This is a genomic window from Streptomyces sp. BK022 (assembly GCF_004217355.1).
GTDB lineage: Bacteria > Actinomycetota > Actinomycetes > Streptomycetales > Streptomycetaceae > Streptomyces > Streptomyces griseoluteus.
Window position 1 is genome coordinate 426,539 of sequence record NZ_SHKU01000007.1, and the last position, 14,189, is coordinate 440,727.

Below are 14,189 nucleotides of genomic sequence, written 5' to 3' on the forward strand. Positions count from 1 at the left end.
CGCCGCTCCGGGCTGTCCCCTACAGGCTGCCGACCACCTTGCGGGGGGTGATGCGGACGACGACGCGCTCGGCGTCGTCGGCGGAGGCCGGGTTGAACTCGGCGTACTTCTTGCCGGTGTACTTCAGGGACAGCTCGTCGATGAGGGCCTGGCCGCCCTCGGTGGTCAGCTCGGCGGTGCCGCGGATCTCGGCGTACTCGTAGGGGTTCTCCGGGTCCACGACGACGACGGTGACCCGCGGGTCGCGCCTGAGGTTCTTCTCCTTGCGCCGGCCGACCGTGGTGGAGATCAGGACGTCGTCCCCGTCCCGCTTCACCCACACCGGTGACATCTGCGGGCTGCCGTCGGGCTGGAGGGTGCCGACGACGATGAACACGGGTGTGTCCAGCAGGGACTTGAGCCGGTCGGACAGCGCTGCGGACATGAAGATCCTCCTCGATCGACGGTGGCTGTGCGGGTACCCTCGCACGCCCCTACGACACGCGCACCACGAGGGCCGTGGCGACCGCCATCAGCCCCTCGTCCCGGCCGGGGAAGCCGAGCCCGTCGGTGGTCGCGCCGGAGACGGACACCGGTGCCCCGGCGGCGGCGCTGAGAATCCGCTGCGCCTCGTCCCGCCGCTTGCCGATCTTCGGGCGGGGCCCGACGACCTGCACAGCGACATTGCCGATGGCGAAGCCGGCGTCCCGCACGATCCGGGCCGCCTCGGTGAGCAGGACGACCCCGGACGCGCCGGACCACTCGGGCCGGCCGGTGCCGAAGTGCTGCCCCAGGTCACCGAGGCCGGCGGCGGAGAACAGCGCGTTGCAGGCGGCGTGCGCGACCACGTCGGCGTCGGAGTGCCCGGCCAGGCCCGGCCCGGCGTCCTCCCACTTCAGCCCGGCGCACCACAGCTCGCGGCCGTCCTCGAAGGCGTGGATGTCGGTGCCGATGCCCACCTGGGGCAGCGCGGGGAGCTCAGAAGCCATCGTTGAGCCTCCTGCGGGTGAGGACCGCCTCGGCGAGGACGAGGTCCAGCGGCCGGGTCACCTTGAACGCCTCCTCGTGACCGGGCACGGTCACGACCCGCTCACCCAGCCGCTCGACCATGCTCGCGTCGTCGGTGACGTCCTCGCTGACCGTCTCGTGGGCGCGGACCAGCGTGGCCCGGTCGAAGCCCTGCGGGGTCTGTACGGCGCGCAGCCGGGCCCGGCGAGGGGTTCCGAGCACCGGCTCGGGCTCGCCCGGGACGGCCGCGGGCTCGACCTCCTTGACCGTGTCGGCCAGCGGCAGGGCGGGGACCACGGCCGGGGCGCCGTCGCGCACCGCCTCGACGACCGTGTCCACGGTGTCGACGGGGACGAGGGGGCGGGCGGCGTCGTGCACCAGGACGACGTCGTAGGCGGGGGGCAGGGCGTCCAGGCCCAGGCGGACCGACTCCTGGCGGCTCTCTCCGCCGGGCACGACCAGGAAGTCCGTGCGCTCGGGCAGCGCGTGCGCGTCCAGCAGCGACTTGACCTCGGCGGCGCCGTCCGGCGGGGCGACGACGACCACCAGGGAGACGTGCCGGGAGGCGGCCAGGGCGCGGATCGCGTGGATCAGCATGGGGGTGCCGTTCAGCGCCCGGAGCGCCTTGGGGGCGCCCGGACCGAGGCGTACGCCCCGGCCGGCGGCGGGGATCACGGCGGCGACACGGCTGTCCTGGCGCGGCTCGGCGGGCGCGGGACGCGATTCGTCAGACATCGGTTCCTGTCAGGTTTGTGTGCTCGGGGCCGGTGGGTATTGGCTGGAGGAGCGCCGGGCACGACGCCTCGACCGGACCCTTTCCGTGAACCGCGGTCGAGCCGTCCACCCCCGGAGGAGAACAACACAGGGGAGCTGAACGACAGGGGCAGTGCACAGGGGAGGCATGCGGGGACGAATATGCCGCAGCGCCCGGCGACAGGGTGAGTGTCATCGGGCACCACGGCATTTTTGCTGCGCTGGACGTGAAGGCGGGCGCGGCACGCCGCCCGCTCCGTGTCAGGAGGCGAGTACCTCGTCGAGCAGCGCCTCGGCCTTGTCCTCGTTGGTGTTCTCCGCGAGGGCCAGCTCGCTCACCAGGATCTGGCGGGCCTTGGCGAGCATGCGCTTCTCACCGGCGGAGAGTCCGCGCTCGCGCTCGCGGCGCCACAGGTCACGCACGACTTCCGCGACCTTGATGACGTCGCCGGAGGCGAGCTTCTCCAGATTTGCCTTGTAGCGGCGCGACCAGTTCGTGGGCTCTTCGGCGTACGGTGCGCGCAGCACCTCGAAGACCCGGTCCAGCCCGTCCTGACCGACCACATCACGCACGCCGACGAACTCCGCATTGTCCGCTGGCACACGTACCGTCAGGTCGCCCTGGGCGACCTTCAGCACCAAGTAGGTCTTGTCCACGCCTTTGATCTGACGAGTTTCGATTGCCTCGATCAGCGCGGCCCCGTGATGGGGATAGACCACGGTGTCGCCAACCTTGAACGTCATGTGACAGGTACCCCTTCCGTGGCTATCCAGGGTAACACGGATACGGCGTCTTCTGAATGGCGTTTTCGCAGGTCAGGGCATATCTCGGGGCTTGACAACAGCAACAGGAACGTGCTGCGGGCCACCCGCGGAAGCGGGAATTCGCAGGTGAGGGCCACTCTGCGTGCAGAGTGAAACATCTACGTCACACGCCCCAGACGGCCGCCTCGATTGGTTGAATGTCCCGGTTTGACCGCTTCCAAGCGTACGACTTCCGCTCCTTCGTTCGATGACCGGAGTCGGGTACGAGACGATTCCGGAATTGATCACGCCACCCGGCGGTGATCAATTCCGGACACGCGCGTATTCCTTCACGGAAATGCCGCCCGGAGTGTCGCGGCGCGTCACCGGGATGCCGTCAACGGCGTCGTACGGCGTTATCCGAATGGCGGACGGGAAGCTCGTGGCGGGTGGTCAGCGAGGTGGCCGGTACCCCCAGCGGGAGGGAAGCGGGGCGGTTGGGGAGGGTCGGGTGCGGCGGCGCGTGAACGGCTCGGTAGCCTGAGGGCGCTGACAGATCCTTAGGGCGGCTTTACAGGACAGCCGCCCCTGTGCGTTCAAGGAGTTGCCGCCGCCGTGAGCAGCAGCCTTCGACGCGGCGCCCTCGCCGCATCCGCCCTCGCGTTCTCGATCGCCTCGCTCGCCGCCTGCGGCGCCGGCAACAACGCCCAGACGCTGGAGATCCGGCCGGACAACGCCGCGACCAGTGTCGGGGCCATCAAGGTGCAGAACGCCCTGGTCATCACCCAGCCCGACGCCAAGGCCAACGGTCCGGCCGCCGTCGCCGCCACGCTGTTCAACGACGGCTCGACCGACCAGGACCTCCAGTCGATCGCCGTCGAGGGCAGCAACGAGAAGGTCGAGCTGAAGCCCGCCAAGGGCGGAACGCTCACCGTCCCGGCCCACGGCCGCCTCGTCATCGGCGGCAAGGGCAACGCCTCCGCCATGCTGGCCAGCGGCCGCGAGGCGGTCCAGAACGGCAACGCGCAGAAGGTCACCTTCACCTTCAGCAAGACCGGTGCGGTCAGCCTGCGCGCCTTCGTCGTCCCGGCGACCAGCTACTTCAGCGGCTGGGGCCCGAGCGAGGTGCCGTCCGCCCCGGCCGCCGCGTCCTCCTCGCCCTCGGGCAGCCCGTCCGCGAGCGACAAGCCCGCGGGCGACAAGCCCAGCGCACCGGCGTCCTCCCCGAGCGACTCCGCCTCGGCGTCCGCGGGGCAGTGAGCACGTACGCGTGACTGAGGGGGGCACCCGGCCGGGTGCCCCCCTCAGTCCTGTCAGGCCCGTACGGCCTACGGCTCGAACTTGTAGCCGAGCCCGCGCACCGTCACCAGATAGCGCGGCGCGCCCGGGTCCGGCTCGATCTTGGCGCGCAGCCGCTTCACATGGACGTCGAGGGTCTTGGTGTCGCCCACGTAGTCGGCGCCCCACACCCGGTCGATGAGCTGCATCCGGGTCAGCACCCGGCCGGCGTTGCGCAGCAGCATCTCCAGCAGGTCGAACTCCTTGAGCGGCAGGTCGACCTTGGCCCCGGACACCGTCACCACATGGCGGTCGACGTCCATCCGGACCGGCCCGGCCTCCAGCGCCGCCGGGGTGACCTCCTCCGGCTCGCCGCGCCGGCGCAGCACCGCGCGGATACGGGCGACCAGCTCGCGCGAGGAGAAGGGCTTGGTGACGTAGTCGTCGGCCCCTATCTCCAGGCCGACGACCTTGTCGATCTCGCTGTCCTTGGCGGTCACCATGATCACCGGGACGTTGGAGCGGCCGCGCAACTGGCGGCACACCTCGGTGCCGGGCAGCCCCGGCAGCATCAGGTCCAGCAGCACCAGGTCGGCGCCGTTGCGTTCGAACTCGTCCAGGCCGTCGGGGCCGGTCGCGGCGACGGCGACCTCGAAGCCCTCCTTGCGCAGCATGTACGACAGGGCGTCGGAGAAGGACTCCTCGTCCTCGACGACGAGCACTCGGGTCACGGAAGGACCTCCGGGGAGGGAAGCGAAGCGTACGGGGACTGATCGGCGGTACCGGACGCGTCGTCGAGTCCGGGGTGCCTGGCAGCGCGGTCGCGGGCGACGCCCGCCTCCGGCAGCCGCAGGGTGAAGGTGGAGCCCTGGCCCTCGGCGCTCCAGACCGAGACCTCGCCGCCGTGCGAGGCGACCACGTGCTTGACGATGGCGAGGCCGAGGCCGGTGCCGCCGGTGGCGCGCGAGCGGGCGGGGTCGACGCGGTAGAAGCGCTCGAAGATGCGCTCCTTGTCCTTGTCGGAGATGCCGATGCCCTGGTCGGTGACGGCGAGCTCGATCAGCTCGCCGCCCGGGGCGGCGATCCGGCGGGCGGAGATGCCGACGCGGGTGTGGGCCGGGGAGTAGTTGACCGCGTTCTCGACCAGGTTGCCGAGGGCGGCGGCGAGCTGGCCGCGGTTGCCCCAGACGTGCAGGCCGGCCCGTACCGCGCCGGGCGGGTCCTGGATGGCGGTGGCCATGGTGATCTGCTTCGTACCGGCCTGGTGGCGGCAGCGGTCGACGGCCTCGGCGACCAGCTCCGCCACGCGCACCGGCTCGGCGTCCTCCAGCGGGTCGTCGTTCTGCACGCGCGAGAGGTCGATCAGCTCCTGGACGAGGTTGGTCAGCCGGGTGGCCTCGATCTGCATCCGCCCGGCGAAGCGCTGGACCGCGTCGGGCTCGTCGGCGGCGTCCATGACAGCCTCGGAGAGCAGGGAGAGCGCTCCTACGGGGGTCTTCAGCTCGTGGCTCACGTTGGCCACGAAGTCACGGCGTACCGCCTCGATGCGGCGGGCCTCGGTCAGGTCCTCGACCAGCAGCAGTACCAGCCGGGAGCCGAGCGGGGCCACGCGGGCGGACACGGCTAGGGCCTCGCCCCGTCCGGTGCCGCGCCGGGGCAGGTCCAGCTCGACCTGTCGTATCTCCCCGTCGCGCCGGGTGTCGCGCGCCATCTGGAGCATCGGCTCCACGGCGAGCTTTCCGCCCCGGACCAGTCCGAGGGCGTACGCGGCGGAGCTGGCCTTGACCACGGCGTCGGCCTCGTCGAGGACGACGGCGGAGGAGCGGAGCACCGACAGCACGGTGTCCACGCCGGGCGGGAGCACCGCGTCGGTGTGCAGGGAGGTACGGGTGGGGCGCTTCTGGTCGCGTTCGCTCCAGCGGAACGCCAGCATGGCGATGACACCGGTGAGTACACCGGCGATCGCCGCCGCTGCGGCGACCGCCGCGTTCACGTCCATGTCACCAGGTTAGGCATGGCGTCCAGCCTGGCCACAGCCACCGTCGTGCGACCTCGGGCACTCGTCGCCCAGAGTTCACCTTCCATCCAGTGGTGGTTCATTCGGGAGGGCGGAAACGGACGCGTACGGGACGGAACGTGGGAGCGTGGGGTTCGCACCGGCCACGGGCTTGGACCCCCCGACGACACGTAGTAGGAGAGGGAACCTGATGCGGGACGCGTACCACGAGGAACTGGACTCGATCGGCGACGGTCTGGTGGAGATGGCCCGGCTGGTCGGCTCCGCCATCGGGCGCGCCACCACCGCCATCCTGGACGCCGACCTCAAGCTGGCCGAGAGCGTGATCGAGGCCGACCAGCGGGTCGACGAACTCCAGCACGACCTGGAGGCGCGGGCGATAGCCCTGCTGGCGCGGCAGCAGCCGGTGGCGACGGACCTGCGCATCGTCGTCACCTCGCTGCGGATGTCGGCCGACCTGGAGCGCTCGGGCGACCTCGCCCAGCACGTGGCCAAGCTGACCCGGCTGCGGTTCCCCGAGCGCGCCGTCCCGCAGGACCTGCACGCCACCATCCTGGAGATGGGCCAGCTCGCGCAGCGCCTCATGGCGAAGGCGGCGGAGGTCATCATCACCAAGGACGTCGACCTCGCGCTCCAGCTGGAGCAGGACGACGACGACATGGACCTCCTCCACCGCACCCTCTTCCAGCACCTCATCGACGACCGCTGGAAGCACGGCATCGAGACGGCCGTCGACGTCACCCTCCTCGGCCGCTACTACGAGCGCTACGCGGACCACGCGGTGTCCGTCGCGAAGCGCGTCGTGTACCTGGTGACGGGTGAACACGCGGACGAGATCCAGCAGGAGGGCACGACGGGCTGAGCCGCCCCCTTCTGAGTACGGGTGCTCATGTGCGGCCCCGCCCGCCTGCCGCACCCTGCCTTCATGGCAGAAACCCTTCCGGCCCCGAGACGCCGGTTCCCCTGGTCCCGCCGGACCCGCCTGGGCGTGGACCTGGCCCTGGCGATCCCCCTGTTCCTGCTGGAGACCGGCTGGGTGGTGCTGGACGCGGTGTACGGCGTCGGCCTGGAGGTGTGGGCCGCGCAGGGCGAACAGGCGCGGATCGACGCGGCGCACCTGGCGTTCATGGAACGGCTGCGGGTGCTGCAGATCGCGGCGCTCGTCGTGGTCGTGCTCGCGGCACTCTTCCGCGCCCGCTGGACGGTGACCGCCCACCTGCTGCTGGCCCTCCTGCTGGGCGGCGCGCTGGCGGGCGAGCGGCACGACTGGGAGAAGAGCCACTCGGCACCGGGATGCGTGCGGTACAGCGCGGGTTGCTGAGCGAGCCTGCCTGCGGGCGTCGGCGCAGGTGGGGGCGTTCGCCGGGAGGACAGCAGGCAGGCCCGGGCATGAGGTGACCCGTCACGCGTCCGCTCCACCCCACGGCACCGCCCGTACGGCACCATGGCCCGTTATGACCCACCCCACCCCCTGGCACCGCCCCATGCTCCCCCGTCCCAGTACCGAACGGCACCGGACGGCCACCGTCCTGGAGCTGTTCTTCGACCTCTGTTTCGTCACCGCCGTGGCCCAGACCGCCGCGGCCTTCGAGCACGAGCTCGCCGCCGGGAAGCTCGGTCACGGAGTCCTCGGCTACGTGCTCGTGTTCTTCGCCATCTGGTGGGCGTGGATGAACTTCACGTGGTTCGCCTCGGCCTACGACACCGACGACGTGCCGTACCGCCTCCTCACGCTGCTCCAGATCGCCGGCGCGCTGGTGCTGGCGGCGGGTGCGTCGAAGGCGCTGGAGGAGTACGACTTCACGGTCATCACGTACGGGTACGTCGTGATGCGGCTGGCCATGGTGAGCCAGTGGCTGCGCGCCGCCCGCAGCGACCCGGAGCGGCGGCGGACGTGTCTGCGGTACGCGGCCGGCATCCTCGTCGTACAGATCGGCTGGGTCGCGCGGCTGTGGCTGCCGGAGGACGCCGGGCTGCCGTCCTTCCTGGTGCTCGTCGTCGCCGAACTCGCCGTCCCCGCCTGGGCGGAGCGCGCCGGTCAGACCACCTGGCACCCGCACCACATCGCCGAGCGGTACGGGCTGTTCACCCTGATCGTCCTCGGCGAGTCCATCACCGCCGCGACCGCCACGGTCCGCGCCGCCCTCGACACCGAGGTCTCCCTCGGCGACATCGCCCCGCTCGTGGTCGGCGGCGTCCTCACCGTCTTCGCCATGTGGTGGCTGTACTTCACCCAGAGCGCCGCCGGGAAACTCAACTCCCTGGGGACGGCGCTCCGCTGGGGTTACGGCCACTACTTCGTCTACGCCTCCGCGGCGGCCGTCGCCGCCGGGCTCGCCGTCGAGATCGCGCACCTCACGGGGCACGCGCACCTCGACCGGCCGGTGGTCGCGGCGGCGTACACGGTGCCGGTCGCCCTGTACGTCGCGGTGCTCCGGCTGCTGCACCGGGGCGCCGTCCCTTTCGGTGCTCCGGACGCCATCTGGGCGGCGGGCGTCCTCGCCGTCCTCGCGGTCACCTTCACGCCGAGCCCCGTGCTGGCCACGGGGTGCGTGATGTCGGTGCTGGTGGCGGCGGTGGTCACGGTGACGGAGCGGGCCGGACGTCCGGCGCGTGATCCGGCCCGGACGTAGCTCAGACCTGGAGCGGTACCGGGTGCACCTCGTCCGGCGCGTGTCCGGCGCGTTCGTGGACGCGCTGGACCGCCTCCGCCGAGGGGGCCTCGGACAGGCAGTAGACCGTGCCGGATTCCGGGTCCGCCCAGGCGGTCTCGAAGTGCACGTTCTCCTCGTGCTCGATGGCGAGGTCGGCCTGATGGGCCTGCGCCAGCTGGTCGGCGGTGATGCCTTCCATGCCGTGGTGGACGTCCATGAACCTGGTCATGGTCACACCTCCTTGCGATGTCCCTCCCTCCATGCTGGGCCCGGGTGTCCCGGTATGGCCACTCGTTCGGTGACCCGTACACGACGGAGGGGCACCGGCCTCCGGAGCCCCTCCACCGCCGCCTCCCTCAGCCGCACTGGCAGGGCGCGCCCTGCTGGCAGCCGCAGCCGCACCCCGAGCCGCAGCCGCAGGCGGCCACCAACGGCAGGCTTCTGATCTGGGCGGGCTGTTCGCCGTCGCGGTCCTGGGTGGGGTCGGTCGTGGTGCTCGGGGATTCGGGCATGGGTCCTCCTCGACACGGGGGCCAGCTGCCCCCGCCCATTCCATGCCCGCTCCCCCGGGCGCATCAACGGCGCACGGATGCGCCCGTACGCCGCGAATCACCACCACGAGCCCCCTGCGACCTCGCCACGGACCGGTGTCCGCGCAGCGGGTCGCTATCCGGCTCCGCCCGGGCGCGCGGGTGTGGACAGCAGGATGTCGTACTCCCTGGGCAGCTGGGCGGTCGCGTCGCGGAACTCCTGGTCGCCGACCGCTTCCCTGAGGGTGGCCAGGACCGCGGGGATCCCGGCCTCGGCGAGCTCGCGGGGCACTTCCGCGCGGTCCGCCACACGCCGGACGAACGAGCTGGCACCGTAACCCTTCGCGATCTCCTCGTCCGTACGCAGCCAGCCCTTCAGCGGCTCCGGCAGCGGCTCCGCGAGGTACTGGGCCTCTCCCCCGCTGATCCAGTCGGCCAGCACCTCGAAGGTGGCGCGTGTGAGTGTCTCCGCGACGTCGGGGGAGACGCCCGCCCGCTCGGCTTCCTTCGTCAGGAATGCGTCGTACTCCACGCGACCCTGCCCCAGTCGTCGTCAGGCCGTCCGCCGGCGTGATCACCAACAGAATCCAGCCAAACCCATACCCGTCGCCTCGGCCACTGGACAGGGACGGCGTCGATCACGCCGTGCCGCGGGCGGCCCACAAGTACTGCAGGTCAGCCGCACACCCCGGGTGGGGAAATGCCTGCCGGTTGCTGCCGGATGCCGGGCGGGGTCCACTGGGTAGAGGGCCTCACCCGGAAGGGGGCTGTTCCATGGAACGACAGGCGAAGGACCCCACAGCGGGGGTGGCCGCGTGCGGCCGAGCACTCCCGGCGGTGCCGTCGTGACCGCCCGGGTCGAGTGCGTGGTGACGACCGGCGTCCTGGCCGGGCCGGACGCCGATGCCACGCCGATGGAGAACAACGTGTGGATCGTCGGTGACGACGAGCAGGTCATGGTGGTCGACCCCGCACACGAGCCCGACACCATCGCCACGGCGCTCGGCGACCGCCGCGTGGTGGCGATCGCGTGCACCCACGCCCACAGCGGACACGTCGACGCGGCGGTGGCTCTGTCGGACCAGACCGGCGCTCCGATCATGCTGCACCCGGACGACCTGGAGCTGTGGCGCCGCAGCTATCCCGGCCGTGTCCCCGACGAGGAACTCGTCGACGGCCGGGTGATCGACGTCGCCGGGACCACCATGACGGCGCGTCACACTCCGGGACACACGCCCGGGTCCGTGAGTCTGTACGATCCTGCGCTGCACAGCGTCTTCACCGGGGACATGCTGTTCTCGCGCGGCCCTGGGACCATCGGGCCGGAGGACTCCGACTTCCAGTCGATGATCCAGTCGATCCGCGAGCGCCTCGTCACCCTGCCCCCCGAGACGGTGGTGTGCCCGGGCCACGGCGACATCACCACGGTCGGCGAGGTGGGCGAACGCGTGGAGGACTGGCTCCGCCGCATCGAGTGAGGACCCAGCCCCACCAGCCCCCGACCTGCCAAGAAACGGTCGGGGCTGGCGAAGCTCACTTCTCCTGGCCCGGTCGCCGTGCTGACCTGCGACCCGTATGTGTCGGTCGTGTCTGCGGTCGTTGATGTCATCGTTGGATTTCAGCTGGAACAGCTCCGGCACCGGACAGGCATGCAAAGGCTCATCCGGCCGATCGGCGCAGCGCCACCAGACATGGCGGCCAGTACACCTCCCTAGCGTCCGACACATCCGCCGGCCATCGTCCTGCCCCTCGGCGAGGACGACTATCGCCTGACTTGACGTCAGATCCTGTGCCCCGCACTGCTGCAGAGTGCGGCCCCGGCTTTGAACGGGTTCGAAATCCTCTTCCGTGGCCTGTGAGCCTGTTGCTAGGGTCGATCACTCGGGTGTGGGGGGGCGGGGGCGCCGGGATTGACCGGCTTGCTTGCTGTGAGTACTGAGGACCGAGCCGATTCCCCTGCCTGCTCCAGGGCCTTTCACGTCAGGGGTTGAATCAAGTGGCCAAGCGTGTCCTCCTCCGCAGTGCCGTCACGGCGGTCGTGTCGCTCTCGCTGGCTGTCGGACCTGCCTCCTGGGTCGCATCGGCCGATGCGGGAACGTTCAGTGAGACCACGATCCCCGCGACCATGCGTGCCACACCGGGCTACGGATCTGTGGTGAGCGTCGGGCCTTCCGGGTTTCTGCACACCGCCATCACCACGAGCGGTCCCTCCGGACTGGAGTGGACGGGGGCGGACGGCTCGACCCGAAAGCTCGAGGGCACGCAGTCGTCCGACCCTGTCGAGCTCTACGGAGCGGCGTCGGACGTCGTGGCGCTGCCGCCGAGCGGTGGCACGGGCCAGGTGCTGCTGCGGAACATGGTCACCGACGAGACCACGACCGTCACCGTCCCCGCAGGTCAGGTGTACAGCAGGACGATCGGGAGCACCGTGGTGACCCAGGGCCGAGCCGGTGCCGACGTGAAGGGGACCGGGTTTCATCTGCTGAGCAATGAGAACGGGACCACGGTGGACCGCCGCGTGACAGGCCTTCCGGAGGGTGCCTCCGTCATCGTCAACGGGCGGGCGGGCGTCCACGGGTTCCTCTCACTTCTGAAGGTCCCCGGAGAGGACGTCGGACAGTACGCCTGGATCGATCTCCGCACCGCGGAAGCCACGTCTCTGCCGTACGGCACGGTGTACGGGAATTCCGTGGTGACCGCCGTTCACCTGGTTACCCCACAGGCCGGCGGCGTGCGGATCTATGAGCAGGGCCGGTTCGACACCCCCGTGCGCGAGGTCCAGGTCAGTCTCAATGACGCGAAGGTTCTCGGCGTCGTCGGCGACTCGCTGATCGTGGCCCGCTATGACTCTTCGCTCGGTCAGAAGGTGCAAGGTGCGTCGATCTGGAAGGTTGTGGCCGTCCCCTTCGACGGTTCCGGCGAGCGGACGCTTCTCGCCCGTGCGGTGGCGGACCGTGTTGCCGTCCGGCCGGACGGCGGCGTTCAACTCGTCGGCGGCCAGTCCGCGGAGGACTACGGCTACCAGGACATCACCGCCGGGGCGGACGGCGTGCCGTACGCGGTTCGTGTGCTCCGCATCCCCCAGGTCCCGATGCGGCTCCAGCGGCTGACGCTGGATCACGGTACCGTCAGGACCCTTGAGTACGGCGACGGGGCCACCTTCGCGTACGACCGCCTGCTCACCGAAACCGCGCCCGGATACGGCGAGCGCGGGCGGATCGGCAGCCCGCCGGTTCCGTACAACAAGTGCAGCGTCGGCTACGGGCTGTGCCCCGAGCTGTATCCCACCGGGGACGGCCGGACCGTGTACCGCGGGGCAGTGAGCGTGGACGGCGGCTGGCAGCCCAAGCTGTTCGTCGTGGGCAAGGGCGAGACGTTTCCCGGAACGCCGGTCGAAACGGGCCTCCAGGATTCTTTCTACGATTCCCCGGACCAGATGATTATCGTGGGGGCATCCAAGAACCTGGTGCTGGTCGAAGGGACACCTGCCGGCGGCAGCCGGGAACTCCGGGTCGTGGACATCGACTCCGGCAAGGTCGTGCACACGGAGCCGGACCAGGTGGGTGCGATCTGGGGGACCACTCTGTGGTCCTCGGCCCCGGGCGGCAAGGTCACGGCCAAGGATGCGCGCACCGGAGCCTCGTTGACATCCTTCACGGTGAACACCGGGTGCTCCTCCATGGTCGATCTGCAGGCCGTCGGCCGGTGGCTGTACTGGAAGTGCAACTTCAGTAACGCTCCGGAAGCCGCGGGCGTCTACGACCTCCAGTCCAGGAAGAACATTCCGCTTCCCTCCACCGCGCAGGCCTACCTCGGCGACGGTGTCGTCGCCGTCTGGGGCGGGCAGGGGCTGGGTGTCTACGGCCTGCGGACCGGGACTGCCGTCCAGCGGTGGGCGACCGACGCCGCGGGCCTTGTGGCGCTCGACCCGCGTAACGGTGACCTCGCGTACTCCACGCTGGACCAGGCCGTCCACGTCCTGCACACCGGGCGGCCCGAGGCGGCGCTGGTCTCTCCCTACCGGAATGTCACCGCGCGGGTGGAGACGGACGTGACCCCGCTCTCCTGGCGCGGCGAATGGTGGCTCTCCGAGCCGACGGCTTCCTGGAGGTTGGAGATACGCCACAAGGCCACGGGCCGCGTGGTGGCCACGCGCAGTGGCGGACCGGCCGAGTACTCGATCGCGACGACGTGGGACGGCCGGGACACGACGGGCGGACTACTTCCCAACGGCTCGTACACCTGGACGCTGACGGCTCAGCCGGCGGACGGGCAGGGAGCGGCGTTGGTCCAGTCCGGCACGGTCCGGCTGACGGGTGGCACAGCGGTGTGGCGGGACCACGTCGGCGGCTCGGCCCTGCCCGACGGTGCTGGCGACCTCCTGACGATGAACTCCTCGGGGTGGCTCACCTTCCACCAGGGTGATGGGGCCGGGAGGTTCTCCGGGAGCGTTTCGGCGAGCGGCTGGTCGACCTCGGTCAGGGCCGTGCCGTTCGGCGACCTCAACCGCGACCGCTGCAACGACGTCCTGGTCCGGCTGAGCACCGGCGCCCTGCGCCTGTACAAGCCGGTCTGCGGCGCCCCGCTCAAGCCGGCGACGTCGTACACCACCCTCGCCACCAGCGGCTGGAACCAGTACGACGTCCTCACCTCGCCCGGAGACCTCACGAAGGACGGCCGCCCGGATCTGATCGCCCGCAACGCCTCGACCGGCGCGGTGTACCTGTACAAGGGGACCGCCGGCGGCACACTCGCAGCTCGCGTGAAGCTCTACGACAACTGGAAGACGTACAAAAAGGTCGTGGGCGCCGGAGACCTCAACGGCGACGGCATCGGCGACCTGGTCGCGCAGGACACGGCGAACAACCTGTACCGGTACTACGGGAAGGGCAACGGCACCTTCGCCGCGCGGGTGAGGATCGCCACCGGGTGGGGAATCACCTACAACGCGGTCGTCGGCGTCGGGGACATCACCGGGGACGGCAAGGGCGACATGGTCATGCGGGACACGGCGGGCAACCTGTACCGCCAGACCGGGACCGGCAAGGGGACGTTCGCCTCCCGGGTGAAGATCGCGACGGGCTGGCAGGGCTATAAGGGTCTTTTCTAGGCAAGTTGTCACGTGCGTCATGCCTCCGGCGAGGGAATCGCTGGGGGCGTGACAGATGAACGCGATAGTGAATGGGCGGCTGGGCTGCCACCCGGCACGGTCAAGGCGCTCTGCAC

The 14,189-nt window shown here is 70.6% G+C and carries 15 protein-coding genes; 6 read left to right on the top strand and 9 right to left on the bottom strand.

The annotated features are described in order from the left end of the window. Positions 1 to 19 precede the first annotated feature (19 nt). From EV284_RS28515 to EV284_RS28530, 4 genes are all read right to left on the bottom strand, one after another. A complete protein-coding gene (locus tag EV284_RS28515; RefSeq protein ID WP_130339138.1) occupies positions 20 to 424 on the bottom strand; it encodes a PPOX class F420-dependent oxidoreductase in 405 nt (134 codons plus the stop codon). A gap of 49 nt (positions 425 to 473) precedes the next feature. Beyond that, positions 474 to 968 (bottom strand): 2-C-methyl-D-erythritol 2,4-cyclodiphosphate synthase, encoded by a 495-nt coding sequence (ispF, locus tag EV284_RS28520; RefSeq protein WP_130339140.1) that lies wholly within the window; start codon positions 966 to 968, stop codon positions 474 to 476. Next, the gene (gene ispD, locus EV284_RS28525; protein ID WP_130339142.1) at positions 958 to 1,722 is read right to left on the bottom strand and encodes a 2-C-methyl-D-erythritol 4-phosphate cytidylyltransferase; all 765 of its coding nucleotides are present in this window, start codon (positions 1,720 to 1,722) and stop codon (positions 958 to 960) included. The genes ispF and ispD overlap by 11 nt, the downstream gene beginning before the upstream one ends. 279 nt (positions 1,723 to 2,001) lie before the next feature. Next, positions 2,002 to 2,484: a CarD family transcriptional regulator gene (locus tag EV284_RS28530; protein ID WP_003953493.1), complete on the bottom strand. Its 483-nt coding sequence runs from the start codon at positions 2,482 to 2,484 to the stop codon at positions 2,002 to 2,004. Positions 2,485 to 3,099: 615 nt separating this feature from the next. Between EV284_RS28530 and EV284_RS28540 the strand changes: the two genes are divergently transcribed. Beyond that, positions 3,100 to 3,744 carry a DUF461 domain-containing protein gene (locus EV284_RS28540; protein ID WP_130339144.1) on the top strand — a complete coding sequence of 215 codons (645 nt, stop codon included), beginning with the start codon at positions 3,100 to 3,102 and terminating at the stop codon, positions 3,742 to 3,744. 68 nt (positions 3,745 to 3,812) lie between these two features. On the opposite strand, the gene EV284_RS28545 is transcribed toward EV284_RS28540, so the two are convergent. Together EV284_RS28545 and EV284_RS28550 are read right to left on the bottom strand one after the other, a co-directional pair. After that, positions 3,813 to 4,493, bottom strand: a complete 681-nt coding sequence (locus tag EV284_RS28545) for a response regulator transcription factor (protein ID WP_031183999.1) — start codon at positions 4,491 to 4,493, stop codon at positions 3,813 to 3,815. Further along, positions 4,490 to 5,761, bottom strand: a complete 1,272-nt coding sequence (locus EV284_RS28550; protein ID WP_130339146.1) for an ATP-binding protein — start codon at positions 5,759 to 5,761, stop codon at positions 4,490 to 4,492. The genes EV284_RS28545 and EV284_RS28550 overlap by 4 nt, the downstream gene beginning before the upstream one ends. A 208-nt stretch (positions 5,762 to 5,969) precedes the next feature. On the opposite strand from EV284_RS28550, the gene phoU reads away from it, so the two are divergent. The 3 genes from phoU (at position 5,970) to EV284_RS28565 (ending at position 8,412) form a co-directional block, all read left to right on the top strand. After that, the gene (phoU, locus tag EV284_RS28555; RefSeq protein ID WP_130339148.1) at positions 5,970 to 6,641 is read left to right on the top strand and encodes a phosphate signaling complex protein PhoU; all 672 of its coding nucleotides are present in this window, start codon (positions 5,970 to 5,972) and stop codon (positions 6,639 to 6,641) included. A 63-nt stretch (positions 6,642 to 6,704) separates the two neighbouring features. Then, positions 6,705 to 7,100: a DUF6234 family protein gene (locus tag EV284_RS28560; RefSeq protein ID WP_242625853.1), complete on the top strand. Its 396-nt coding sequence runs from the start codon at positions 6,705 to 6,707 to the stop codon at positions 7,098 to 7,100. A gap of 133 nt (positions 7,101 to 7,233) precedes the next feature. Next, positions 7,234 to 8,412 carry a low temperature requirement protein A gene (locus tag EV284_RS28565; RefSeq protein ID WP_130339150.1) on the top strand — a complete coding sequence of 393 codons (1,179 nt, stop codon included), beginning with the start codon at positions 7,234 to 7,236 and terminating at the stop codon, positions 8,410 to 8,412. 1 nt (position 8,413) lies between these two features. Here the strand turns inward: EV284_RS28565 and EV284_RS28570 are convergent, their stop codons facing one another. The 3 genes from EV284_RS28570 to EV284_RS28575 form a co-directional block, all read right to left on the bottom strand. Continuing rightward, positions 8,414 to 8,662, bottom strand: a complete 249-nt coding sequence (locus EV284_RS28570) for an SCO4226 family nickel-binding protein (RefSeq protein WP_130339152.1) — start codon at positions 8,660 to 8,662, stop codon at positions 8,414 to 8,416. Between the two features lie 127 nt (positions 8,663 to 8,789). Beyond that, a complete protein-coding gene (locus EV284_RS32855) occupies positions 8,790 to 8,945 on the bottom strand; it encodes a hypothetical protein (protein WP_165425667.1) in 156 nt (51 codons plus the stop codon). Positions 8,946 to 9,099: 154 nt separating this feature from the next. Then, complete coding sequence (locus tag EV284_RS28575; RefSeq protein WP_165425668.1) at positions 9,100 to 9,495, bottom strand: DUF2267 domain-containing protein; 396 nt, start codon at positions 9,493 to 9,495, stop codon at positions 9,100 to 9,102. Between the two features lie 313 nt (positions 9,496 to 9,808). Between EV284_RS28575 and EV284_RS28580 the strand changes: the two genes are divergently transcribed. After that, positions 9,809 to 10,441: an MBL fold metallo-hydrolase gene (locus EV284_RS28580; protein WP_130339156.1), complete on the top strand. Its 633-nt coding sequence runs from the start codon at positions 9,809 to 9,811 to the stop codon at positions 10,439 to 10,441. A gap of 647 nt (positions 10,442 to 11,088) precedes the next feature. Then, entirely contained in the window at positions 11,089 to 14,073 is a 2,985-nt protein-coding gene (locus EV284_RS28590) for a VCBS repeat-containing protein (protein ID WP_130339159.1), read from the top strand. Positions 14,074 to 14,189: the final 116 nt, after the last annotated feature.

Coding starts and splice junctions, on each gene's coding strand:
- ispF (WP_130339140.1), bottom strand. CDS start 968: ATGGCTTCTGAGCTCCCCGCGCTGCCCCAGGTGGGCATCGGCACCGAC.
- EV284_RS28590 (WP_130339159.1), top strand. CDS start 11,089: ATGCGTGCCACACCGGGCTACGGATCTGTGGTGAGCGTCGGGCCTTCC.
- ispD (WP_130339142.1), bottom strand. CDS start 1,722: ATGTCTGACGAATCGCGTCCCGCGCCCGCCGAGCCGCGCCAGGACAGC.
- EV284_RS28530 (WP_003953493.1), bottom strand. CDS start 2,484: ATGACGTTCAAGGTTGGCGACACCGTGGTCTATCCCCATCACGGGGCC.
- phoU (WP_130339148.1), top strand. CDS start 5,970: ATGCGGGACGCGTACCACGAGGAACTGGACTCGATCGGCGACGGTCTG.
- EV284_RS28550 (WP_130339146.1), bottom strand. CDS start 5,761: ATGGACGTGAACGCGGCGGTCGCCGCAGCGGCGGCGATCGCCGGTGTA.
- EV284_RS28515 (WP_130339138.1), bottom strand. CDS start 424: ATGTCCGCAGCGCTGTCCGACCGGCTCAAGTCCCTGCTGGACACACCC.
- EV284_RS28560 (WP_242625853.1), top strand. CDS start 6,705: ATGGCAGAAACCCTTCCGGCCCCGAGACGCCGGTTCCCCTGGTCCCGC.
- EV284_RS28565 (WP_130339150.1), top strand. CDS start 7,234: ATGACCCACCCCACCCCCTGGCACCGCCCCATGCTCCCCCGTCCCAGT.
- EV284_RS28570 (WP_130339152.1), bottom strand. CDS start 8,662: ATGACCAGGTTCATGGACGTCCACCACGGCATGGAAGGCATCACCGCC.
- EV284_RS32855 (WP_165425667.1), bottom strand. CDS start 8,945: ATGCCCGAATCCCCGAGCACCACGACCGACCCCACCCAGGACCGCGAC.